Origin of the sequence: Virgibacillus indicus (genome assembly GCF_002266285.1) — a bacterium.
Lineage (GTDB): Bacteria > Bacillota > Bacilli > Bacillales > Amphibacillaceae > Virgibacillus_K > Virgibacillus_K indicus.
The window spans coordinates 49,467-73,322 of record NZ_NPMS01000006.1 but is presented as its reverse complement, the minus strand read 5'-3'; the positions used below and the strand labels follow the sequence as shown (position 1 = coordinate 73,322).

Here is a 23,856-nt window from a genome sequence, read left to right as displayed (position 1 = left end):
TTTTTTCTTCTCATTTAATTACTTTAAGCTTTTTTAGTAGACACCAGAATTCCCCTCTACTTCCCCCATATACGCAACTGCACATAAACCTGCACCATCACATAAAGAACAGAGGCATATTTCCAATTGAACCGGATACCGTTTTTAAATGCATTAAGCCCATTCTCACTGCTCAGGACGATGAGTGGCATAATTAACGGAGAAAGCAGAATGGAAATGGCACTGCCCGAAGTGATTGCCAGAACAATTACTTCAGGTGGATAATTCAGCGGGATCGACTCGAGAATCCCTCCAACAAGAACCATCACCGTTAGTGGACCCAATCCGAAAAAACCCAAAATAATGATAATAAATGGTAAAAAGTAAAGTACATTCAGGAACGGGATGGCTTCCTGAATTGCGTAAATCCCACGCACAACCTGTTCAGCAAAAGCAGTTTGATTCAGCGAAAAAATTAAAATCCCTACTGCGAGCATCATAGAAATCTGATATGCCAGGCGGTCTATGTCTCTCGTTACATAGGAATAAACTTCCTGTGTGAACAGCTTTGTTTTTCTTTTCAGCATATAATATACAAGCATCCACACCAGAACTACCAATGGAATCAATACGAGCAATTCCACATCCACAAATGCATAAATAAAAAGAATGGAACCAAACAGAGACAAAAATAGAATGATAAACTCGATGACATTTCGTTTTACTTTCTGTTTATCCGTTGTATGACTGCGCACATCATCAAATTCTGTCTTCAATGCTGCGGTAAAATCAACATTGTAGCGTTTTCCCTCAAAATGTGAGAACACCAAAGCAATGATCATTGCGACTAATGATATACCTGCCCCCTGCAAAATAGCCAGACCGAGTGAGGCATCCATTACCTCAATAACAAAGGCAAAACTGGGGATACTCAAAACCCATATGGAAGACAGCGCGAAGCCACGGAGTATCGCAGTGCCTTTATAATGCTCCCATGCCTCTCCTTCCTCATTTTTAAGAACCCCATTGACAAACTGGTACATCATCGTAATCGAACCAAACAAGAGAAAATAGGAGATAATCTGAGTAAAGAAAATCATACCGAAATAGAATTTGCGGCTTGTATCAAGCAAATGATGAGCAAAACTCATAACTGATTCAATGTATGGCTCTTCCCGGAGCACCCAGCTGATCATTGGTATAACCACAAGTAAACCAATTATATTCCGCATCTCCAAAAATCCATTAAAAAGTCCATCCGTGAGTGAATGACCCGAGGAGATGAATATGATTGTACCAGCAAGAAAAAGCCCAAAAGGCATTTTGATTCGCAGAATACGCCTTTTCCCTACCGCAAAAACAAAGATCACAAAGCCCGCAGCCATTAAAGCAATAATGGGGTATTTATTTGGATAATAATAGGATATAAAATGCAATAACGTATAAAGCACAATGGAAATGCGCAAACCCCAATTTTCTATTGTCTGCATGAAGAAGTGCACTCCTAACATAGTTTCCAGTCAAACCCTTTCTATTACTATAGCATGAAACGGTACGGGACGTAGGGATAGGTTCACTCGTATCTTCAATGGTTTACTCCACCCATAAAAGTGGAGAAAAACATATTTAGTTGCGCGCGATACATCCAGTGACGGAACATTAGGACCTACCAGCCGCGTGATAAAGCAAATTCAATTTCCGGTACCACTTTTGGGTGGATATAATCATTGATGGCCGTGATTTTCGTAATTTCTTGTTTTTCTTTTTCTGCATTATGTGTATGATTGGCAAGCTCTTTAATCAGATTTTTATTCCTTCTCCTCCTAATTGCCAGCTATAATTCTGGTAATCTCTCTTATACCGTAACTTTATTTTTGCCAGCTCTACAGCAAGATCGATGATCATATCGTCCTGGCCACCGACAATGTCCCTTTTACCCAGTTCAATCAAAATATCCCGGGAATCGACGTTGAACTTCTTAGCTGCATACAACCTATTCCCTCATCCTCCTTAATTTTCTATCAATACCAAATTATCACTACTCTTTCAAATATAAAATGCTATACTGATAGAAGTAATAACTTTTTGAATTTTTATTAGGAGGATTTTATGTCAAAAGTATGTTGGGGAGTCTTAAGTACGGCTGAAATTGCACAGAAAGCATTAATTCCAGCCTTTGAGAGAGCAAACAATGCGAAGGTAACTGCAATTGCTAGCGGGAGCGGTTTGAAAAAAGCAGAAGAAACTGCTGAAAAATTTCAAATCCAAAAATCATATGGCAGCTATGACGAACTGCTGGATGACCCTAAAATTGATGCAGTATATATTCCATTGCCCAATCACCTGCATAAGAAATGGGTAACGGAAGCCGCCCGCAAAGGAAAACATATTTTATGTGAAAAACCAGCGGCATTAAACACGGAAGATATAATGGAAATGAAAAAGACCTGCGCGGAAAATGATGTTCTTTTTATGGAGGCATACATGTATCATTTTCATCCGCAGCATAAACGAGTAAAGGAAATTATTAATTCCGGTGAAATTGGTGAGGTGAAATTCATCCAAGCAGGGTTTTCTTTTCTCCTTGAAGGAACTGACTCCAACATCCGGCTGAGCAGTGAAAAAGGCGGAGGAAGTATTTATGACATTGGCTGCTATGCCATCCACTCCATCAGAAATACACTTGAAATGGAACCAAAAAGTGTACACGTGCATGCGATTACGGATCCTATATACAAGGTGGATACGGATGCTGTGGCATACATGCAATTTCCAGATGGGATACAGGCTTCTTTTGTTTCGAGTTTCAGTTATGCTATGCACAACAAATATGAAATATACGGAACAGAAGGAAAAATAGCAGTCCCTCGGGCATACCGGCCGGATTTAAATGGGGGAGATGGCGTTATTATAGTTGAAAAATCAAACAATACAAGGACAGAAACGATTAATGCGGATCAGTATAAGAATGAAGTGGAACATATTTCTAAAGTCATTTTAAAAGGCTGCAGCACTTTGAAACATGATTTTGATAACACTATTCAAAACATGAAGGTTATCGATGCATGCTATGAATCTATTCAGAGGAATAGTGCAGTGGAATTAACATAATTACAATAAATTAACGCTAATTCAGATATAATTATCCATTAGCGTTAATTTTTTAAATAAAAGAGACAATCACCAAAAGCCAGCACTTTTGGGATGTCCCTTTTTTCTCTAATCATCCACTACAATATACGTTGCTGCAACCGGACCATGAACTCCAACAATCAGTTTCATTTCAATATCAGCACTATTGCTGGGTCCTGTAACAAAAGAAACACAAGAAGATACCGGGTTGCCATTCACATTTTCCTGATGGATTCTTTCCGCTGCCTGGGTCATCCTTCTCACAATTGTACTTTTTGGAATAATAGCGATATAGGTTTGTGGAAGAAGACTGATCGAACGGCCATTATATTTATCATTGAATAACGTCACCGTTCCGGATTCTGCGAGCGTAATGTCGCTGAATGTGATTCCCACATCAGCCCGCTCGGCAAAGATTTTATTCTCTTCCCCATTTTCTTCATCCCATATCTGGACTTCCATCCCATCGGCTTCGAATTTTTTATAAATGGAGCCCACTCCGAACTCGGATATTCTGTTTCCTCCAGCAGAAATAATCGATTTCGCCTGGTATTTTTCAAGAGCACTCTGCAGTACCTCTGCAAGCCCCTCTTTATCTGTTCTTACAAAATCAGTATGGATCTCTTCACACTGTTTTTCCAGCACACCTACCAGTTCGTCCAGAGTCGCACCCTTTAACACCCGATGCTGAGGCTGGACCTTCCATTCCGGTTTTTCTACACCTGTCACTTTCCGTTCCCGCCCAAGTTTTGATGCTAAGTTATCCAGAAAAGACTCACGATTCTTGATTGTCACGATTGGTCCACCTCCCTATTTCGCCCTTTTGCTATACCAGCTGCGGAAACTTTCCCTAGCAGGAAGCGGAAAATCCCGATTGTCTGTCCATCCTTTTAACGGACCAGGACCATTCTTAATTGTTTCATTCTTTGAAAATGGCTGTAGTGCTGGACGGGCAGCAGCTGCACTCATTTTATACGCTGCTGGACTTGATCCCCATTTGGCAAAGCCTTTCATGGCAATTTGCTCCGTGACCGGTGACATTCCTTCTTCTTCAACGATAATTTGCCGGTGTCGGATCAGTTGTTCATGAAGTGGTATCTTAACTGGACAAACTTCCGTACAGGCACCACATAATGAAGAGGCGTACGGTAATTCCTTATGGTCTTCATATCCATCCAATAGGGGAGTCAATACTGCTCCGATTGGTCCCGGGTAAATCGATCCGTAGGCATGACCTCCGACATGGCGGTATACTGGACATACATTAATACACGCTGCGCAACGAATACAATGCAAGGCAGATTGAAATTCTGTACCAAGAATTTTTGATCTGCCATTATCAACTATTACTAAGTGAAATTCTTCCGGCCCGTCTGTTTCGCCAGCTAGCTTTGTTCCGGTGATAGAAGTTACATAGCTTGTCAGTTTTTGTCCTACGGCTGCGCGTGTAAGCAGACTGACAAGAACATCCAGTTCCTCCCAAGTTGGAACAATCCTTTCCAAGCCCATCACTGAAATTTGAGTATCTGGCAGGCTTGTAACCATTCTCGCATTCCCTTCATTCGTGACAAAAGTGACTGCACCCGATTCAGCAACTGCAAAATTGCAGCCGGTTATCCCTATATCAGCATCCAAAAATTCTTCGCGCAGCTGTTCCCGCGCAAATAGCCCGAGATCTTCAGGCTTGTCAGATCCAGAGTAGCCCTTTTTTTCTTTAAAAGTCTCCTGGATTCCCTCTTTATCTTTATGAATAGATGGAGTAACAATGTGGGATGGCGGATCTTCATCCAATTGTAAAATCCATTCCCCGAGATCCGATTCGACGATCTCAGCACCTGCAGCTTCAACGGCTTCATTCATTCCAATTTCTTCCGTCACCATCGATTTGGACTTTACTACTTTTTTCGCATTCTTTTTGCGGATCACTTCCTGAATATAGGCGTTTGCTTCTTCTTTAGTTTCTGCAAAAAACACATTGCCCCCACGTTTTTCCACATTATCACTGAGCAGCTGCAAATAGTAATCGATATTTTCAAGTGTATGTGTCCGGATTTCCTCTCCTTGTGTTCGCCAGTCTTCCCAATCGCCGAGTTCATCAGCCCGATTTTGTCTCCCGGTTCGGAACCGGCCTTGTGCTGAGGCCACAGCATTACGCATAAAACTGTTGTCTACACCTTCCCTGACTCGTTCTTCATAGGATTTTCCGCTAATCTTTATACCCATTATCTATCCCTCCGTTCGGTTGGCTTTCATTATTAATGGGAATTCAAAATTTCAGCAATGTGCTTGATTTGGACATATTTCCCTTCACGCTGCATCATACCACCGATATTTAACAGACATGCCATATCGCCGCCAATCAAATATTCAGCTCGGGTTTCCGAAACATGCTGGGACTTTTCTTTAGCCATTTCTCCTGAGATTACTGAATTTTTCACAGCAAATGTACCACCAAATCCGCAGCAATCCTCTTTAATCGGAAGTTCAATCAGATCAATCCCTTTAACATTTTTTAAAAGTTTCAGCGGTGCTTCCTTAACACCTAAAATTCTCGTCATGTGGCAGGATGGATGGTATGTAACTCGCCCATTAAACTCCGCTGCAACATCCTCAATACCAAGAACATCTACAATAAATTGTGTTAGCTCAAATGACTTTGAAGCTAACTCTTTCGCAGGCCTCTCCCACTGCGGGTCATCTTTAAATATTTTCGGATATTCACGCAACATTCCGACACAAGAACCTGATGGACCGACAACATATTCAGAATCTTTGAAAGCGCGTATCATTTGTTTCATAGATTCCTTGGAATCTTCTAAATAACCACTATTGAATGCAGGCTGTCCACAACACGTTTGTGCTGCCGGAAAATCAACCTCGCATCCCAGTCGTTCCAATACTTCTACCGCATGTTTCCCAACCTCAGGGGTTACAATGTCACACATGCATGTAATGAAAAAGGAAACTTTCATTGGGCTCATCTCCATTTCCGGGACAGGGGGACGGTTCCATTGCCCCAACGTTTGTTATTACTGGATTCAGTTCTGTTTTTGTTTTAGTCAGGAAGCATTCGATCCCGTTTAACACTCGCTTCCAAAAGCCGGAACTTGTGTCATTACCTTTCTGCCTATACTTTTATTAAGTGCAGGGATTTTTCTTCAAGCTGAAGGATAATATCACTGTCCGCTTTACTATCCGTAATAATATGATCAATCAATTCCAAACCGCAAATATGAGAAAATGCCTGAACATCGAACTTGCTGTTATCAATCATAATATAAATTGTATCCGCACTCTGAATCATCTTTTTCTTCATTCGAGCCTGTTGTTCATTTGAATCACTGATTCCACGTTCAAGATGGAGGCCCTTACATGAAATGAATGCCTTATTGACGTGATACGCATCCATGGATGTTTCTGCCAATGGACCGACAAAAGAAAGCGATTTAGACATCAAGTTTCCACCAGTTGAGATTACTTCAATTTGCTTTTTATTGCTTAACTCCATTGCGACTTTTAAAGAATTCGTTAACACAGTTAGTGGGATGTCTGGCAGTGATTTAGCCATATACCATGCAGTGGAACTAGCATCAAGAATCACTTTATCTCCTTCTGTAATTTGCTTAGCTGCTTCGAGAGCTATTTCCCTTTTCTCATTTACATTCATTATTTCCCGTTCAAAATAAGGAACTTCCAAGGAATCGGATATATTGATATATATCGCACCACCGTGGCTTCGCGATAGCTTCTTTTCCTTTTCCAGCTTTTCCAAGTCACGGCGTATTGTTTCCTCCGTCACTGAAAAGATACTGCTTAATTCTGTTACACGAATACTTTTCCGTTCATTTACTAATGCTACAATTTTTTGATGTCTCTCAGCAACAAGCATTGTCAACCCTTCTTTCGCTAACTATATTTATGTATTGAGTATACAATAGACTCCCTTCAATCTAAAAGGGAATCCATTGTATAAAACTTATCTTGTGAATGCTGCGGCAACTCCACCATCAACGGTCACCATACAGCCTGTTGTCTTCGCAGCTTTTGAGGAAGCTAAAAATGCGATAGATTCTGCAATGTCCTCTGGTAAAATATTAACATTTAATATGGTACGTTTACGGTAATGCTCTTCCAGATCTTCTGCCCCAATACCGTATGATGAAGCTCGTTCTTCTTTCCAGTTTGAATTCCAGATTTTTGATCCGCGGATAACTGCATCAGGCAATACAGAGTTTACCCGGATGCCATGTTTCCCACCATCTGCTGCAACTGTTCTTGCAAGATGCACTTCTGCAGCTTTTGCAGTACTGTACGCTGCTGCATTTTTTCCTGCATAGATGGAGTTTTTTGAACCGACAAATATCATGTTTCCGCCAATTTCCTGATCTTTCATCAGCTTAAATGCTTCACGTGCAACAAGGAAATATCCCGTTACTAATACATTAATATTCAAATTCCATTGCTCCATTGTTGTTTCTTCAAATGGGCTGGAACTTGCAAGACCTGCATTATTAACAATAATATCAAGTCCTCCATATTTCAGGACGGTTTTTTTAATTGCTGCGATTACTTCATCTTCTTTTGTAACATCCATTTTAACTGCTAATGCACGGTTTTCTCCATACCGCGAATTAATTTCGGCAGCAAGTTCACTTGCCCCTTCTAAATTAATGTCAGCAACAACAACATGAGCACCTTCTGATAATAGACGTTTACATGTTGCACCACCGATACCTCCAGCACCGCCCGTCACAAATGCAACCTGACGGGAGAACTCTGCCTCTGGTGGTGCAAGACTTAATTTATACAGTTCTAATGGCCAGTATTCGATAGCAAATGATTCTGCTTCATTCAGCGATACAAAGTTTCCAAGAACTGTAGATCCGCGCATAACGGATACAGCACGGTGATATAATGATTTGCTTACATTTGCAGCTGACCAGCTTTTTCCTGTATTGATCATGCCAACCCCTGGAATCAATAGAACGCGTGGAACTGCCTCAACAATCTTGTCCCCTTCGGATTTGTTCCGTTCAAAATAAGCAGCATATTCTTCCTTAAAGGCTGAAATGCCTTTTTTAACACTTTCAATTAAACTTTCAACATCTTTACTTTCTGGGTCCCACTCTATATACAATGGCACTCGTTTTGTATGCACAAGGTGGTCTGGACATGCAGCACCAATTTGAGATAATTCTTTCGCACCCTTGCTATTTACAAATTCAAGAATTGATTCACTGGCATCATTAGTAACAATCATCTTTTTATCTTCACTTACTTGACCGCGAATCACCGGCAAAACTTGTGTGAGAATTTCTTCTCTATGCTCTTTATTCAGTGCTTCATATTTCGCTCCACCGAAAAGCTCTTTTCCTTCAGCTTTCGCTTCAATATAATCCTCTGCTTCCTGAATGATAGAGATGGTTTTATCATAGCTTTCCTTGGAAGTTTCCCCCCACGTGACAAGTCCGTGTTTTTCCATAATGACAAGATCAGCACCTGGATTATTTTGAACTCCTTCTGCAATCATTTTTGAAAGTTTAAAACCTGGACGAATGTATGGCACCCATACGAAACGATCACCATATATTTCTTTTGCTATTTCCTGGCCATTATCAGCACAAGCAATGCTGATGATAGCATCTGGATGTGTATGGTCGACATGCTTGAACGGAAGAAATGCATGCAATAAGGTTTCAATGGAAGAACGAGGATGTTTCGAATCAATCATGCAATGTCCTAAATAATTGACCATTTCCTCATCAGTCATATCCGCTTTTTCCATAAGTGGCTTAATGTCAGCTAGGTTTAATCCGGTAAAATTCTTAGCCTTCATTGTCGCAAGGTCAGAACCGCTGCCCTTCACCCACATTACTTCGATTTCATCACCTTTAAAGTCCGTTTCTGTTGTTTTTGTTGAAGTATTTCCCCCGCCCCAGTTACAGACGGAACGATCCTGCCCTAATAAGTTCGACCGATATACAAGTTCTTCTAGTCCTGTATTAAAGCTGCCTTTACTGTCATCCCAATAATTTTGCACCATTTTATAACCTCCTATGTAGTAGTTTGTTTTCATCATATCATATATCTGTTTTCTTTTGAATATTTATTTATTTATTTGTTTGTCTTTGTTTTTATTTGGGATATTTTTTTACAACTGTGTTGATTTAATAGCCTGCAAGTTTTTCATTACTTTATTTTCTTTTCCAAAATAGTCATAAAGTTTGTCGAATTCCTTATATAGTTTTTCATAAACTGCTGCATTTTCAGGGATCGGTTTTATTACATTTTCTTTTACACGCGCCATTTTATCAGCGGCATCCATTATATGATCGAATCCGCCATTTGCTTCACCGGCAGCAACTGCCCCGAACATGGCCGCTCCAATTGCCGGTGTATGATTTGAATCAGCAATTTTGATTACACGGTTGGTTACATCCGCATAAATCTGCATCAGCAGCTTGTTTTTATTTGGCAGCCCGCCACATGCGTATAATTCATTAACTTCCACTCCACTATGATGGAAGGTGTCAACAACTTTTCTTGTTCCAAATGCTGCAGCCTCAAGAAGTGCACGGTAAATTTCTTCCGGTTTTGTCTGGAGTGTCATTCCCAGCAGCAGTCCACTCAAGTCAGCATCTACCAATGTAGTTCGATTTCCATTCCACCAATCCAATGCCAATAAGCCGGATTCACCAGGTTTTAAGTTAGAAGCTTTCTTCTCCAGCCATTGATGTATTGACACGCCAGCCTTATCTGCCGCATCCTTTACATATTCAGGAACTGCCTGGTCCACATACCATGCAAAAATATCCCCGCCGGCAGGCTGACCTGCTTCATACCCGTAAAATCCTTTGATAATGCCATCCTCAACAACACCGCTGATGCCATCTACAAATACTTCTTCTTTCCCCAGCAGCATATGGCAAATGGAAGTCCCCATGGCCATGACCATTTTTCCAGGCTCGACAACTCCCATGGCCGGAACGGACGCATGGGCATCAATAACCCCAACAGCAACTGCGGTACCCGCATTCAGGCCGGTAATCGATGCCATTTCCTCGGTTAATTCTCCAGCCTTTGTTCCCAGTGGAAACACTTCCCCGCGCAGTTTCGTTTCAGCTAAATTTTCAAGACCTGGATCGAGTTCTTTGAAAAATTCCTTACTTGGATAGCCATCCTGTTTATGCCAGATAGATTTATATCCTGCTGCACAGCTATTTTTAACTAGGTTATTCGTCAGCTGTGAAACAACCCAGTCTCCCGCCTCTACAAAGCGGTCTGTTTTTACAAAGATATCATTTGCTTCATCATATATTTGCCATATTTTCGCAATCATCCATTCCGAGGAAATTTTACCGCCATATCGCTGCAAAAATTCTTCTCCTCGCTTCTCTGCAATTTCATTGAGTTTTGTTGCTTTATTCTGTGCTGCATGATGCTTCCAAAGTTTCACCCAGCTGTGTGGATTATCCTTAAACTCTGTCTGATAGCACAGAGGTATTCCGTCTTTATCAACTGGAAGCATGGTGCAAGAGGTAAAGTCTACACCAATCCCAATTATTTGATCTGGATTTATACCGGACTTTTGGATTATTTCTGGTATTGCTTTTTCCAAAACATCTACATAATCATTCGGATGCTGCAATGCCCAGTCTGGCTCTAATCGGACATTCGTTCCTGGCAAACTATCATCAATGACACCATGCGGATATGGAACGACATGATCAGCGATTTCCTTTCCATTTTCAAGTGAAACAAGTACCGCCCTGCCGGATTCTGTGCCATAGTCCACTCCGATTGCATAGGATTCCTTCATTGTACCTTCCTCCTTCTTTACGAAAATGAAAAGGCTGCCGTCAAACAAACAACGACAGCCCTTATTTACTTATTTATACAATGGTCCGAAATTACCGCATGCACGGAAATCTGCAGACTCAATATTTTGTGTTCCAAACATAGACCATACATGTGGACGGAAAACTCGTGATTCATCAACATTATGCATGTTTACTGGAATTCTCAGCATAGACGCGAGTGTCAGAAGATCTGCACCGATATGTCCGTATGAGATTGCTCCATGGTTAGATCCCCAGAAATCCATTACGTCGTAAGCACTTCGGAATGCCCCTTCACCTGTAAGATTTGGAGCAAACCATGTAGTTGGCCATGCCGGATCTGTTCGATGATCAATTGTTTCATGAACATCCTCTGGCAGTTCAACTGAATATCCTTCAGCTATTTGCAAAACAGGTCCCAGCCCTTTGACCATGTTCAGACGTGTCATTGTCAAAGGCATTTCGCCCTTTGTTGTATAGCGTGTTGAGTAGCCGCCGCCACGGAAATATTGCTTGTTAGCTGGATGGAACGTTGTATTTTTCATCATTGCATCCACTTCTTCATCTGTCACTTCCCAGAAAGGCTTGATAACAGGTTTTCCATCTTTTGTTTGCTGACCAGTTCCATCCAAAGCAGAAGCACCTGAATTTTTCAGATGGATAAGACCATTCGCTGCTTTCCCAGTCAGTTCATGGCCGGTAACACGTTTAACCGCTTCAGGGCTCCAGTATGTGCGTACATCGGCAAAGATCTGTGAAGTATTAGTCAACAGGTAGTTGAACAGCATAGCTACACCATTATTATTATCATTCTCTGTTGCCATAACATATGGTGCGCGTTTGCCATTCCAGTCGAATGAACTATTCAGCATTGTTTCCATGTAATCCCCATTTGGGAAATGGTCTGTCCATTGACGCTGCCCTTGGAAGCCGGACAATATAGCATTATGACCCATTGCTTCCTCTTCATATCCAGCTTCAGCCAATTTCTCATTGCCTACCATTAGATCACGGCCTATTAGTGACATTTTTACAACTGTTTCCCAATTCTTTTCAGATTCTTCTTCCGTGAATTTTAAATCATCAGGATTGGTATCAAAGCCTACTTTAGCATTCTCTTTTGTCCATTTTAACGCTTTTTCATATTCTACTTTGTCATAGATTTCTTCGTTAATACGACGGACAAACTCAGTCATATCAACGTACTCATTCCGCATTCCCAGATATTCCTGGAAGAAGTCATCTTTAACGATCGAACCAGCTATTCCCATGGATACATTACCCATAGACAGGTAGGATTTGTCTTTCATCAATGCAACTGTTAATCCGGATCTGGCAAATTGCAGCAATTTCTCCGTTACTTCTTCTGGAATTTCCTCATCATCTGCTTCTTGTACATGCTCCCCATAGATACCGAATGCAGGGACTCCTTTTTGAGCATATGCTGCCAGAACAGCAGCCAGATAAACCGCACCAGGGCGTTCAGTTCCATTAAACCCCCATACCGCATGCGGCATTTTATTATCCAAGTCCATTGTTTCTGTTCCATAGCACCAGCATGGTGTTACAGTAATCGTCAATCCAACATTCTCCTGATGGAATTTCACTTTACAGTCTGATGCCTCTTTTACACCGCCAATTGTTGAATCCGCTATAACACATTCGACAGGGTCACCATTTGGATACTTTAACGAATCTTGAATTAATTTGGCAACATTTTTCGCCATATTCATTGTTTGTTCTTCCAATGATTCCCTTACTCCACGTCTTCTTCCATCAATTGCTGGTCTTATACCGATTTTTGGCATTCTAGTCATACTTATCCACTCCTGCTAATGATATTTTTGTCTTATCCTGGGAACAACCGGCCAAAAGTGCCTCCATCTGCCATCTGCTGATTTATTATCAGGTCAGTGAAAGCACCCTTTTTGGACGATTGGCTTTCTAATCCAATTACTTTTTATTCATATACAAGATCAGTAATTTCATCTGAATCGACATTTTCTGCGTTATACCATTTTGCACCTGTATCAACATCAGAAACTTCTTCACCATTTGCAGCTTTCACAGCTAAATCCACCGCATTATACCCAATGGAAACCGGGTCCTGTGTAATTGAACCATAGAAACGCTCTGAGCGAATGGCATCCAATTGCAGTGCACCAGAGTCGAATCCTACAGCAATTACTTTATCCGGACCAATTTTCCCGCCAGATAATGCACTATCTGCATTAATAATTGCTTTTGAAGCAAACTCATTTGAGCCATAAATTGCAATTAAATCGTCTTTATTTAATAATGTTTGTGCTTCTGTTTGTCCAGCGGAATCAGTCAATTCTGCCGGAACTCTTGTTTCAATAATTAATTTTGCGTCATCTTCAGATACATCATTTTTCAATTTTTCATGACCTGTAACAGAAACAGTACCTTCACCAAGCTCACCTTCTGCAAGTTCTACCATTTTATCGATAAAACCGACAGTACGTTCAGTAATAGATAACGAATTTACTTCCTGAGCTACAACACCGATACGCACGTCACCATCTGCTTCTGCGACTTTATCTTCAATTGCAGGATACATATTCTCTGCTGCTAATTCACCTGCAGCATAGTTATCTGTGGATGCGTTAGCGTCGATTGCACCCTCAGGAGCATCTGGAACACCAGAGTCAAACCCAATAATCGGAATATCTTTATCCACAGCTTGGCCAATAGGGCCTAGAAGTGCGCTTGTATCCAATGCTGCTAAGGCAATAGCATCTGGATTTTTATTTACTGCGTTTTTCATCATTTCAACCTGTTCAGCGATTGCGGACTCATCTTTTGGTCCAACGAAGTTAAGTTCTACATTATTTTCTTCAGCTGCTTCTTCCGCACCTTGTTTAACGGCACGCCAGAAATCATGCTGGAATCCCTTCGCTACAACTTCAACTGACATTTCCCCTTCACTGCTGCCTTCACCAGAAGCCTCCGTATCAGAATCACCACATGCAGCCAGCAATCCTAATAATGGAAGCATTACAAACACTAAAAATACTTTAAAAAAGTTCTTTTTCATTTTATTTCCTCCTCTTTTTTTATAATGATCGCCTTTTTAGGCATTCATTTACAATTTTTTTCGGCGGCGAACGTCGAAGTATACCGCGATGATCAATACAATACCTGTAATGAATAATTGATAGTGCGGCTGTAAATCGATATATGGCAATCCGACTTTCAATACACTCATGATGAATACACCAATGACCGTACCGAAGATGGTTCCAATACCACCGCTAAGTGATGTACCACCAATTACTACCCCTGCAATTGCGTCAAGTTCAAAACCTGCACCTTCGCCAGGAAGAATTGTAGTATATGTTGCGGCATAAGCAATACCAGCAATACCAGCGAAAATCCCGCTGATTACGTAAGCTATCGTTTCCCATTGGTTTACATTCACACCAGAAAGTCTGGTTGCTTCCCTGTTGCTTCCGATAGAAAAGATATAGCGGCCAATCTTCGTTTTATTCAAGACAATCGCAGCAAGGACTGCAAATAGGCCCAGCACAATGATTCCTATTGGAAAATTATTCTCTAGCCGGAAAATATTTTTATAAAATCCATCTTCCGTACCTCTTAATGGGAATGTGACACTCTGTACATTTGACACAATAGAACCTAGACCCTGAGCAATCATCATTGTACCTAATGTTGCGATAAAGGAAGGAAGCTTGAACCTTGCAACAAGCACACCATTGACTAGGCCGAACAATCCACCTATCGAAATAATCGCAATAAGAACGAGCCACATCGGCAGCCCCATTTGATAGAAGACGCCTCCAATGATTGCCGAACACATCATAACAGTACCAATCGACAGGTCAATTCCGCCGGTTATGATGACAAAGGTTACCCCGATTGCCAGGAAACCAATATAATAGGAGGCATCAAAGATACTGACAAGTGTATCTGTTGATCTAAAAGCTTCACTGGATATTGCAAAGAATATGTAGATTGCAATTAAAGCCAGTACTGCAATAAACTTTTGTGAACCGATTACATTTCCAAATGTCTGTTTTAATCCATTATTATCATTCAAGTGTGTCTCCCCCAATTCTCGCTGTAGCATAGTGCAAAATTTTCTCTTGTGTAGCTTCTTCAATTGGTAATTCTTTTACTTTTCTGCCTTCACACATGACAACGATCCGATCGCTCATTCGCAATATCTCCGTTAATTCCGAGGAAATCATAATGATTGATTTTCCTTCTTTAGCAAGCTCATTCATCAAGCTGTAAATTTCACTTTTTGCACCAACGTCAATTCCTCGTGTCGGCTCATCAAATATCAATATGTCACTGTTATGCTCCAGCCATTTTGCAATAACCACCTTCTGCTGGTTACCGCCAGATAAATTTCTTAATAGCTGCCTCGTAGAGCTTGTCTTCACCTTTAAATCGCCAACATATTTTTCACTTACTTCGTGAATCCTTTTATCATCGATAATCAAGTTCTTCACATAATTTTTAAGTGATGGCTGCACAACATTGTCTGCGACGCTCATCCCTGTAACAATACCGAACTGTTTTCTATCTTCTGACAAGTAACCGATTCCATTATCAACCGCATCCTGAGGCTTAGATATCGATGCCTTCTCGCCATTTATATAGATTTCCCCGCTTTCCTTTGGATCAGCTCCGAATATCAATCTGGCAACTTCTGTCCTTCCTGCACCCATCAGCCCGGAAAAACCTAAGATTTCTCCTTTTCGCAAATCAAAGCTGACATCTTTCACGTGAGGGCTTCGCAGGTTTTTAACGGAAAGAACTACTTCAGCGTTTTCATCTACTTCTGCTTCCTGCTTCGGATCCTCATAAACGACACGTCCGACCATCATGTTAATCAATTCATCTTTTGTAGTTTCGTTTGTATTTACCTGGCCGATATACTCACCGTCACGCATGATTGTGATTTTGTCCGTTATTTTAAAAATCTCATCCATTCGGTGTGATATGTAGACAATGGCAATCCCCTTGCTTCTCAGGTCTTCAATAATTTTAAACAGCTCATCAATCTCTTTTTCAGTTAAGGAAGCTGTCGGTTCATCAAAAATTACAACCTTCGCATCCATGGAAACAGCTTTTATGATTTCCACCATCTGCTGTTTTCCTACAGTCAAATTCCCTACCTTTTCTCTGGGATTCACATCCATATTGAACATTTTAAATAGCTCAATGGTTTTAGCATTGATTGCACGATCATCCGTGAAAACTTTTGCTTTAACACTTTCTCTTCCAATAAATATATTTTGCGCTACTGTTAAGTGGTTCATCATGTTCAGTTCCTGATGGACCACGGAAATTCCAGCGTCCTGAGATTCCTTTGGTGTTTTATACTCCACTTCTTTGCCGTCATAAATGACCTGACCGGAGTCTTTTCTATGGATACCGGTAAGCACTTTCACCAGTGTCGACTTACCTGCACCATTTTCCCCCATCAGGGCATGCACTTCGCCTTTTGCTAATTCCAGTTTTACTTCTTTCAATGCTTTTACAACACCAAAGGACTTCGAAATATCCTTCATTTCCAGGATGGTTTCTCTCTCCACTTTTTTTCACCCCTCTTTTTATGAAATAACTCCTTTTTTCAAAATGATATTGGCATATAATGACTTTTCACTCGTTGTCACAATTGCATAGGCTTTTTTACTTCTTTCATAAAAAGCAAAACGTTCCAGCTGCTCAATTTTTGTATTTTCTTCCCCGGAATTAATTAAAATTTCTTTATATGTATCCCATATCTCCGGCTTATAGCTGTCCCCTTTGACAACTTCCATCAAAGTAACGGGACACTCCGTATATGTGTCAAGCGGAAGCAGCTCTAGTATCGATTCCAGCAATTCAGGAATCATCAGGCCGTCACAGCGGACAAGGTTGTCAGCGTGGGAGGCACCGGGGAAATTCCCGTCACCAATTACGATTTCATCACTGTGCCCCATTTCCATCAATACTTTTACTAGTTCCGGTGATAAAGACTGCGGTATTTTTTTCAGCATCTTATAATCTCCCTTTTGAATCGCCCAGCAGTATGTTTTTAAAGTCATCGTAATGGGCATTCCATTTCTCATGCTGCTGCGGTTGATACGATTTCATATCAAAAGATCGTTTTATAACATCTCTTGCTTCCGATACACTGCCAATAGCATTCTGTGAAATCAGCTGAACTGCACTATTGCCAATGACAGTTGCTTCAACAGGCCCTGCCAGTACTTCTATATTGCTGGCATTCGCAACCATTTGGCATAAAATTTCTGCCTGAGACCCACCGCCAACAATGTGGACCTGTTTATACTGCTTGCTGGTGCATTCCATGATTTCTTCAAATACATATCGGTATTTCAGCGCCAGGCTTTCATAAATCGTCCGAAAGATTTCCCCATCTGTTTCCGGGATTTGCTGATTTGTCTTCTCGGCATATTCTTTTATCTTTGAGGGCATGTCCCCCGGCAATTGAAAATCAGGATGGTCCGTATCGATAAAACAGCCGAAAGCATTAGCATTCTCCGCAAGATTGGTAATCTCATCATACGAATAGTTTCTGCCTTCCTTTTCAAATTGCTTTTTGGTCTCCTGAAGCACCCATAGTCCGGTAACATTTTTCAGAAATCGCGTTGTACCATTGATTCCGCTTTCATTTGTAATATTATAAGCAGCAGATTTCTTTGAAATAATAGGTTGTTCCAATTCCGTTCCAATCAGCGACCATGTCCCGCATGAAACAAACAGGAAATCTTCATCTGCTGCAGGAACACTGACTACAGCACTAGCTGTATCATGGGATGTTGTTGCAACAACCGGGATTTGCGGAATCCCCAGCTCTTCAGCCAATTCCCTGGAAATGGTGCCGATTTCCTCACCTGGTTTCACTAATTGCTGAAAAATGCTCTTCGGTAAGTCAAGCTTGCTGATAATTTCTTCATTCCATGTTTTTTTGTAAGGGTCAAAAAGCTGTGTCGTCGAGGCAATTGTCTCTTCCGCCCGTTTTACACCTGTTAACAGATAATTGAATAAATCAGGCATCAATAGAAGTGACTCAGCCTTGTTTAATTCTTCTTCTTTGTATTTTTTCAAATATGCCAGCTGGAAGATCGTATTGAAAAAGATAATCTGGTTCCCAGTCAATTCGTATAATTTTTCCTGCGAGAACGATTCCTCTACTTCCTCCAGCAGCCCCTCTGTCCTTGGATCACGATAATGCACCGGGTTATGTGTCAGCTTGCCATCCTTATCAAGCAGGCCGAAGTCGACTCCCCATGTATCGATGCCAATACTGTCAATTGCTGTTGTTTTACCGATTTCCTTTAGCACTTTTTTCACTTCACCAAAAAGTTTATCAATATCCCAGCAAAGCGTATCATTAAGAGTTATTGGCTCATTTTTGAATCGATGAACTTCTTTTAATTGGAGAGCATTTCCATCATATATTCCCAATATCGCTCGCCCGCTCGATGCTCCAAAATCAAAAGACAAAACATTTTTCACCAATGAATTTCACCTCAGTTTGTAGGCATTTTTCTATTAATCTATTGTTGTTTTTTCAGAAGACTGGAACGATAGGTTTCAGCCGATAGATTCCGCAGATCGTCACACTCTTCTTCTGTCAGAGTTCTAGGAGTACCTACTGCAGAAGAGATTGCGTATACTTTTGCAGCTTCTTCTGTCAATTGCATATAGAAATACGCTTCTTTTACTGTCGATCCAACTGTTAAAACACCATGGTTCCGCATCACAACGGACTGGCTGTCAGCAATAACTTCGCCTACTGCTTCTGCAATAAGGTTTGTTGTCGGAATTACATAATCAATATAGGAAACTCGTTTCACCATCGCCGGGTAATCCGGAAACATTGGAGGAATTTCTTTTCCAGCTGATGATACTGCAACTGAATATGTCGGGTGCGCATGCAGCACTGCCTTAATATTTGAATCTTTTCTGAAACATTCCAAATGCATTTCCAGCTCAGATGAAGGCTTTAAGTCACTTAGTATTTTTCCAGATTCAATTTCAACTTTAACCCATCTTTCTCCAGTAACTTCTTTCAAATCAAAGCCGCTTGGTGAAATATACATATATTCCCCGTCACGGGCACTTAAATTACCGCCTGCACCCACAACTAATCCGCTGTCAACTAGTTTTTCTGCGTATTTTGATAGTTCCTGTAAAACTTGTGCCATATGTAACTCTCTCCTTACCTTGATTGTATATGTTGCAATTTGTCGAACGATTCGTTTAAACGCTTTCAAATCTTTTGTCTAATACACTTGAATAATCCTCAAGTTCAACTATCGATCAAAAAGCTGCTGTATTAGAGAGTCTGATTAAAAAGACTTTCCTTTTTGTTTTGCTTTTTTTATCTTTGTTTTATTCTGATATTTCACAGTATATCAAATGAAAACAAGAAATGGAAGAGTAACATCAAAAATTTTTCATAAACATTATTGAATAATAGGATAATAAAGCAAAAAAGCAGAGAGACAACACGAGGAAGTCTCTCTACTTCATAAGGTTATCTCTCAAGATCGCACTCTGGTAAACCGGGACAAGGAAACTTCCCCCTCGGCCCATTACTTCACAATATTCAACAATTTATCCCCCAAAACAACATGCCTTGACTCTGCAGGTATAACATCCAAATACTCGTCTGTATTTGTAATAATAACCGGTGTTGTTACACGGTAGCCTTCATCTTTGATTCCCTGCACATCAAATGTAATTAGTTTATCGCCTTTTTTCACTGCAGCATCTGCTTCTATATGCACGTTAAAGTATTTCCCTTCTAATTGGACTGTATCAATTCCAATATGGATCAGTACTTCCACACCATCATCACTGACTAATCCAATCGCATGTTTAGTCGGGAACATTGTCGCCACTTTCCCATCAAATGGAGCAACTATTTCACCAATGGTTGGCTCCACGCATATTCCTTTGCCCATTGCACCGCTTGAAAACACAGGATCATCGATAGCTTCCAAAGGAATCATTTCCCCTTCCAGTGGAGTTGTCATTTCAAACACTTCTTTTAACTTAGTTTCATCATTCTTTGCAATAGCTTCTGTTGCCGCTTCTCCTGCCTCAAACACTGCATCCTTTTTCAATCCAAAGAAATGCATAAGAATTACTGCAACTACAAAACTTACGAGACATGCAATGATTGTTGCATAAACTGAAAAGTCTGCGCCAGTATCTGGATTAATAACGTTAAGGAATCCAAAAATTCCATTTGCACCGAAGGCATATTGCTTAGCACCAGCAAAGCCCATAATCGCCCCGCCAATACCTGTAGCAATACAACCGATAATAAATGGACGCTTCAGCTTTAGCGTGACCCCGTATATTGCAGGTTCTGTTATTCCAAATAAAGATGAAATAAATGCCGGGTAACCTATAGCTTTTATTTTATCACTGTTAAGCTGCTTGATAGCCATCAGAACTGCACCAGCCTGGCCAAAGCCAGCTGTCAATCCGGTAATTGTGACGGGGTCAAATCCAAGTGTAGAAATATTATTGATTGAAATTGCCACAAATCCCCAATGCAGCCCGAACATTACAAAAACTTGAATCAATGCTCCATAAAGGAATCCAAATATAGTAGCGTTCAGATTATATATTTCTGAAGCTGCCAAACCAAGAAGCTGGCTCAGCCATGTAGAGATTGGCCCGATTACAAGGAACGTCAATGGTATTATAACCAGCAGAACGAGCATCGGAAGACCAAACGCCTTGATAAGACTGGAAATTCTTTTATCCAGGAATTTCTCCAATTTTGCTGCAAAATAAGATGAAATAATGATTGGTATAACGGATGATACATAACTTACGAGAATAACAGGTATTCCAAAGAATTCTATAAATACTTCTGATTCAAATACGGTTCCGGAAAACAACGTATACAACGGTTCTCCTGAAGTCAAACCAAGTAAATTCGGATGGATTATTGCCGCTCCTATTGCCATTCCAATGAAAGGGGTACCGCCGAATTTCTTCATTGCAGTATATCCTAAGAAAACAGGGAAGAAATAAAAGAAACAGTCTCCGACAATGGTCAGGATTTGAACAGTGCCAGATTCCGGTGGCAGCCAGCCAAACGTGTTGATCAATGCGAGTAATCCTTTAATGACACCCGTTGCTGTCAATATACCCAGTAAAGGGGTGAATACACCCGAAATTACGTCGATAAAATTATTCAGCATTCCGTTCTTTTCATTACTATCCTCAGGTCCATCTGGTATCTTTTTATTTTGCAGACTTGTTGTGGCCATTATATCCTTATAGACATCCCCAACATGCTGGCCAATTACCACCTGCACCTGACCACCGCTTTTTACTGTTGTCACTACCCCTTCCATATCATTCATCTTATCCATATTAACTTTATCTTCATCTTTCAACTTGAACCGTAAGCGGGTTGCACAATGGTACAGGCTGTCGACATTATTTTCCCCGCCAATATTTTTAATAATTTCATTTGATAATTTCTCATATTTCATCATGATCACTCCATTCTATCTATTAAAACTCCAGTGTATGATAGTCATTTTCATGTATAGCAATCTTTTTATTTATGTCTTCCTTATCCAAAGTAACGCTTGATGGGATATGGATATTTAAATTTCCTTTTCTCGTTCCTTGAATATTGATCTTTGTAAGCTTCAAATTTTCCCAAAAAATATCAATAACTGCTCCTTCTTTCGTATGCAGTCCTTTCACACTTCCCGTTGCCAGCTGCTGTGGCAAAGCAGGCAAAATATAAATGGTCTCATCGTAATTTTGCATTAAAAAGTTGAAAATGGACGCTGCGCCACCAAAATTACCATCAATTTGAAATGGCGGATGGTTGTCAAGCAGGTTGTCCAATGTCGAATCAGTCAACAGCTCGTTCATGTTTTTCCAGGCTTCCTCGGTTTCCTCCAATTTTGCCCAAAAGTTAATGATCCAGGCTTTGCTCCAGCCTGTATGTCCTCCCCCATTTTGCAGCCTGCGCTTCAGCGTCGCTTTTGCGGCCTCTGCCAATTCAGGGGTCTTGTTCAAGCTGATCTGATTTCCGGGATACAGGGCAAATAGCTGGGATATGTGACGATGACCGATCTCCAGTTCATCGTAATCCTCGGCCCATTCCCGGATTTGACCATGTTTTCCTATTTTGATTTCCGGTAATCCCGATAATCTTTCCCTGACTTCGCTTTCAATTTCATCATCCACATGAAGTTCTTCCAAAATGTTTAAATAATCCTGGAACAGCTCTCTCAATATTTGAGAATCCATGGATGGCCCCATACAAAGACTTCCTTTTTGTCCAGATTCGTTCATATAAATATTCTCTGGAGAAACAGATGGTCCTGTTACCCACTCACCGCTGGGATTCTTTACAAGGTAATCAATGAAAAACAATACCGAATCACGGATAACCGGGTAGTATTCATTCAGAAAATCCCGATCCTTTGTATATTGATAGTGCTGCCAGATATGCAGACACAGCCAGGCTCCACCCATCGGCCAGATGGTTCCAGGCATATGACTGTCCTGTGGTGCACAATCTCCCCAAATATCTGTATTGTGGTGACAAACAAAGCCTCTCGCGTCATACATTTCCCTGGCCACCCTTTTTCCTTTCTCCTGCATCTTTTTCAGATGCTCGAATAATGGAAGGTGACAATCAGATAATCCAGCCAGTTCTGCCAGCCAGTAATTCATTTGAATATTGATGTTGATGGTGTACTTCGATCCCCATGCTGGAGCGAAATCCTGATTCCAGATCCCCTGCAGATTTGCCGGAAGACTTCCCTTTCGGCTGGAAGAAATAAGCAGGTATCTGCCAAAATCAGCATATAATCCAATCAGCCCGATGTCCTGGCCACCCTTTTTCAAACGATCCAGTCTCTTGTTGATAGGTAGATTATCCAGACTGGCATCGCCTTCAAAATCTAATTGCATTTTCCTGAAGTAGTTCTGATAGTCCTCTAAATGATCATCCAGCAATTTGTCAAATCCTTTTGAGGATGCGTTTTCCAAAGTTTCCAGACACCATTTGAAAGGATCTCTGCTTCTGAAACTTGTCCTTCCCGTAATGAAAATACATGCCTCCGTTGCATCTTCAACAATGATATGGCTTCCCATCTGCCTGACACTTCCATCCACGGTTTCCACTTTCAAAACCGTGCTGAAATCTAATCCGTTATGAACAGCACCTTGATGCCCCTGCATTTTGATAAATCGATTATCAAACGCATCCAGTTCGTCCAGGTAGGAAGCGCCTCTTCCGGATCGTAAATCCTTCCTTGTCAGGCTTACTTCAAAATTCAATTTCCGGCCCTGTTCAGATTTCAATTTGTAGACGATTAACTGATCAAGGTGAGAAGCAAAAACTTTTCTCTCATAATGATTTCCGCCAAGGTCATAGGATACATCGATAGTGGCCGTTTCCAGGTCCAGCTCTCTCCGGTAGTTACCGGTTTCTTGATCATTCTTTACAACCCGCAGAAGACCAGCTTCATCTTTTACAATCTCTTCCGTGCCACCATCCTCAAAAAAATCAATCCAGACGTCGCCCATTGTCTGATAATGCTGCATATGCGGGTGCTTCGCGAACATGGACTGGGCAGCCAGTTTTTCGGCTTTCTCTATCTGGCCTTCAAATAACAAATCACGAACCTGAGCGAGATATGCTGAACTATCCGGATTGGTCCGATTGATAAATCCGCCAGACCAAAGGGAATCCTCATTCAGCTGGATCCGCTCTTTATTCAGCTGGCCGAATACCATCGCACCGAGAAAGCCATTTCCGATTGGCAATGCCTCATTCCAATCGGAAGCAGGCTTGTCAAAAAACATTTTTTTCATTTCCTCCACCTCTTTCAATAGAATCAGT

The 23,856-nt window shown here is 41.0% G+C and carries 17 protein-coding genes and 1 pseudogene; 1 reads left to right on the top strand and 17 read right to left on the bottom strand.

Annotated features, from left to right (window positions below):
- Nucleotides 1-56: 56 nt before the first annotated feature.
- Together CIL03_RS13035 and CIL03_RS13030 are read right to left on the bottom strand one after the other, a co-directional pair.
- Entirely contained in the window at nt 57-1,469 is a 1,413-nt protein-coding gene (locus CIL03_RS13035; protein ID WP_094886308.1) for a hypothetical protein, read from the bottom strand.
- Nucleotides 1,470-1,779: 310 nt separating this feature from the next.
- Nucleotides 1,780-1,965 (bottom strand): annotated as a pseudogene (locus CIL03_RS13030) (hypothetical protein); the annotation flags it as partial.
- A gap of 123 nt (nt 1,966-2,088) precedes the next feature.
- Here CIL03_RS13030 and CIL03_RS13025 point away from each other — a divergent pair.
- Nucleotides 2,089-3,090 (top strand): Gfo/Idh/MocA family protein, encoded by a 1,002-nt coding sequence (locus tag CIL03_RS13025; RefSeq protein WP_094886307.1) that lies wholly within the window; start codon nt 2,089-2,091, stop codon nt 3,088-3,090.
- A 108-nt stretch (nt 3,091-3,198) separates the two neighbouring features.
- Here CIL03_RS13025 and CIL03_RS13020 read toward each other — a convergent pair whose 3' ends face one another.
- The 15 genes from CIL03_RS13020 to CIL03_RS12950 form a co-directional block, all read right to left on the bottom strand.
- Entirely contained in the window at nt 3,199-3,906 is a 708-nt protein-coding gene (locus tag CIL03_RS13020) for a LutC/YkgG family protein (protein ID WP_094886306.1), read from the bottom strand.
- A gap of 15 nt (nt 3,907-3,921) precedes the next feature.
- A complete protein-coding gene (locus CIL03_RS13015) occupies nt 3,922-5,334 on the bottom strand; it encodes a LutB/LldF family L-lactate oxidation iron-sulfur protein (RefSeq protein ID WP_094886305.1) in 1,413 nt (470 codons plus the stop codon).
- Between the two features lie 32 nt (nt 5,335-5,366).
- Nucleotides 5,367-6,083 (bottom strand): (Fe-S)-binding protein, encoded by a 717-nt coding sequence (locus CIL03_RS13010; RefSeq protein ID WP_094886304.1) that lies wholly within the window; start codon nt 6,081-6,083, stop codon nt 5,367-5,369.
- 155 nt (nt 6,084-6,238) lie between these two features.
- Entirely contained in the window at nt 6,239-7,000 is a 762-nt protein-coding gene (locus CIL03_RS13005; RefSeq protein WP_094886303.1) for a DeoR/GlpR family DNA-binding transcription regulator, read from the bottom strand.
- Between the two features lie 87 nt (nt 7,001-7,087).
- Complete coding sequence (locus CIL03_RS13000; RefSeq protein WP_094886302.1) at nt 7,088-9,154, bottom strand: bifunctional aldolase/short-chain dehydrogenase; 2,067 nt, start codon at nt 9,152-9,154, stop codon at nt 7,088-7,090.
- Nucleotides 9,155-9,262: 108 nt separating this feature from the next.
- Entirely contained in the window at nt 9,263-10,930 is a 1,668-nt protein-coding gene (locus CIL03_RS12995) for a ribulokinase (protein WP_094886301.1), read from the bottom strand.
- A 69-nt stretch (nt 10,931-10,999) separates the two neighbouring features.
- The gene (locus tag CIL03_RS12990) at nt 11,000-12,766 is read right to left on the bottom strand and encodes an L-fucose isomerase (RefSeq protein ID WP_094886300.1); all 1,767 of its coding nucleotides are present in this window, start codon (nt 12,764-12,766) and stop codon (nt 11,000-11,002) included.
- 143 nt (nt 12,767-12,909) lie between these two features.
- Nucleotides 12,910-14,007 carry a substrate-binding domain-containing protein gene (locus CIL03_RS12985; RefSeq protein ID WP_206207701.1) on the bottom strand — a complete coding sequence of 366 codons (1,098 nt, stop codon included), beginning with the start codon at nt 14,005-14,007 and terminating at the stop codon, nt 12,910-12,912.
- A gap of 48 nt (nt 14,008-14,055) precedes the next feature.
- Nucleotides 14,056-15,030 (bottom strand): ABC transporter permease, encoded by a 975-nt coding sequence (locus CIL03_RS12980; protein WP_206207700.1) that lies wholly within the window; start codon nt 15,028-15,030, stop codon nt 14,056-14,058.
- Nucleotides 15,023-16,513, bottom strand: a complete 1,491-nt coding sequence (locus tag CIL03_RS12975) for a sugar ABC transporter ATP-binding protein (protein WP_206207704.1) — start codon at nt 16,511-16,513, stop codon at nt 15,023-15,025. The genes CIL03_RS12980 and CIL03_RS12975 overlap by 8 nt, the downstream gene beginning before the upstream one ends.
- A 42-nt stretch (nt 16,514-16,555) precedes the next feature.
- Nucleotides 16,556-16,984 (bottom strand): RbsD/FucU family protein, encoded by a 429-nt coding sequence (locus tag CIL03_RS12970; protein WP_094886297.1) that lies wholly within the window; start codon nt 16,982-16,984, stop codon nt 16,556-16,558.
- Nucleotide 16,985: 1 nt separating this feature from the next.
- The gene (locus CIL03_RS12965; RefSeq protein ID WP_240508075.1) at nt 16,986-18,470 is read right to left on the bottom strand and encodes a rhamnulokinase; all 1,485 of its coding nucleotides are present in this window, start codon (nt 18,468-18,470) and stop codon (nt 16,986-16,988) included.
- Nucleotides 18,471-18,511: 41 nt separating this feature from the next.
- Nucleotides 18,512-19,162 (bottom strand): class II aldolase/adducin family protein, encoded by a 651-nt coding sequence (locus CIL03_RS12960; protein ID WP_094886295.1) that lies wholly within the window; start codon nt 19,160-19,162, stop codon nt 18,512-18,514.
- 390 nt (nt 19,163-19,552) lie between these two features.
- Nucleotides 19,553-21,478 carry a beta-glucoside-specific PTS transporter subunit IIABC gene (locus tag CIL03_RS12955; RefSeq protein WP_094886294.1) on the bottom strand — a complete coding sequence of 642 codons (1,926 nt, stop codon included), beginning with the start codon at nt 21,476-21,478 and terminating at the stop codon, nt 19,553-19,555.
- A 22-nt stretch (nt 21,479-21,500) separates the two neighbouring features.
- The gene (locus tag CIL03_RS12950) at nt 21,501-23,828 is read right to left on the bottom strand and encodes a glycoside hydrolase family 95 protein (RefSeq protein ID WP_094886293.1); all 2,328 of its coding nucleotides are present in this window, start codon (nt 23,826-23,828) and stop codon (nt 21,501-21,503) included.
- Between the last annotated feature and the right edge of the window lie 28 nt (nt 23,829-23,856).

What these genes read in the sequence shown, in the direction of transcription:
- CIL03_RS12955 (WP_094886294.1), bottom strand. Translation starts at nt 21,478, where the DNA reads ATGAAATATGAGAAATTATCAAATGAAATTATTAAAAATATTGGCGGG.
- CIL03_RS12990 (WP_094886300.1), bottom strand. Translation starts at nt 12,766, where the DNA reads ATGACTAGAATGCCAAAAATCGGTATAAGACCAGCAATTGATGGAAGA.
- CIL03_RS13010 (WP_094886304.1), bottom strand. Translation starts at nt 6,083, where the DNA reads ATGAAAGTTTCCTTTTTCATTACATGCATGTGTGACATTGTAACCCCT.
- CIL03_RS13015 (WP_094886305.1), bottom strand. Translation starts at nt 5,334, where the DNA reads ATGGGTATAAAGATTAGCGGAAAATCCTATGAAGAACGAGTCAGGGAA.
- CIL03_RS13035 (WP_094886308.1), bottom strand. Translation starts at nt 1,469, where the DNA reads ATGCAGACAATAGAAAATTGGGGTTTGCGCATTTCCATTGTGCTTTAT.
- CIL03_RS12970 (WP_094886297.1), bottom strand. Translation starts at nt 16,984, where the DNA reads ATGCTGAAAAAAATACCGCAGTCTTTATCACCGGAACTAGTAAAAGTA.
- CIL03_RS12960 (WP_094886295.1), bottom strand. Translation starts at nt 19,162, where the DNA reads ATGGCACAAGTTTTACAGGAACTATCAAAATACGCAGAAAAACTAGTT.
- CIL03_RS12995 (WP_094886301.1), bottom strand. Translation starts at nt 10,930, where the DNA reads ATGAAGGAATCCTATGCAATCGGAGTGGACTATGGCACAGAATCCGGC.
- CIL03_RS13005 (WP_094886303.1), bottom strand. Translation starts at nt 7,000, where the DNA reads ATGCTTGTTGCTGAGAGACATCAAAAAATTGTAGCATTAGTAAATGAA.
- CIL03_RS13025 (WP_094886307.1), top strand. Translation starts at nt 2,089, where the DNA reads ATGTCAAAAGTATGTTGGGGAGTCTTAAGTACGGCTGAAATTGCACAG.
- CIL03_RS12975 (WP_206207704.1), bottom strand. Translation starts at nt 16,513, where the DNA reads ATGAAGGATATTTCGAAGTCCTTTGGTGTTGTAAAAGCATTGAAAGAA.
- CIL03_RS12950 (WP_094886293.1), bottom strand. Translation starts at nt 23,828, where the DNA reads ATGAAAAAAATGTTTTTTGACAAGCCTGCTTCCGATTGGAATGAGGCA.
- CIL03_RS12985 (WP_206207701.1), bottom strand. Translation starts at nt 14,007, where the DNA reads ATGAAAAAGAACTTTTTTAAAGTATTTTTAGTGTTTGTAATGCTTCCA.
- CIL03_RS13000 (WP_094886302.1), bottom strand. Translation starts at nt 9,154, where the DNA reads ATGGTGCAAAATTATTGGGATGACAGTAAAGGCAGCTTTAATACAGGA.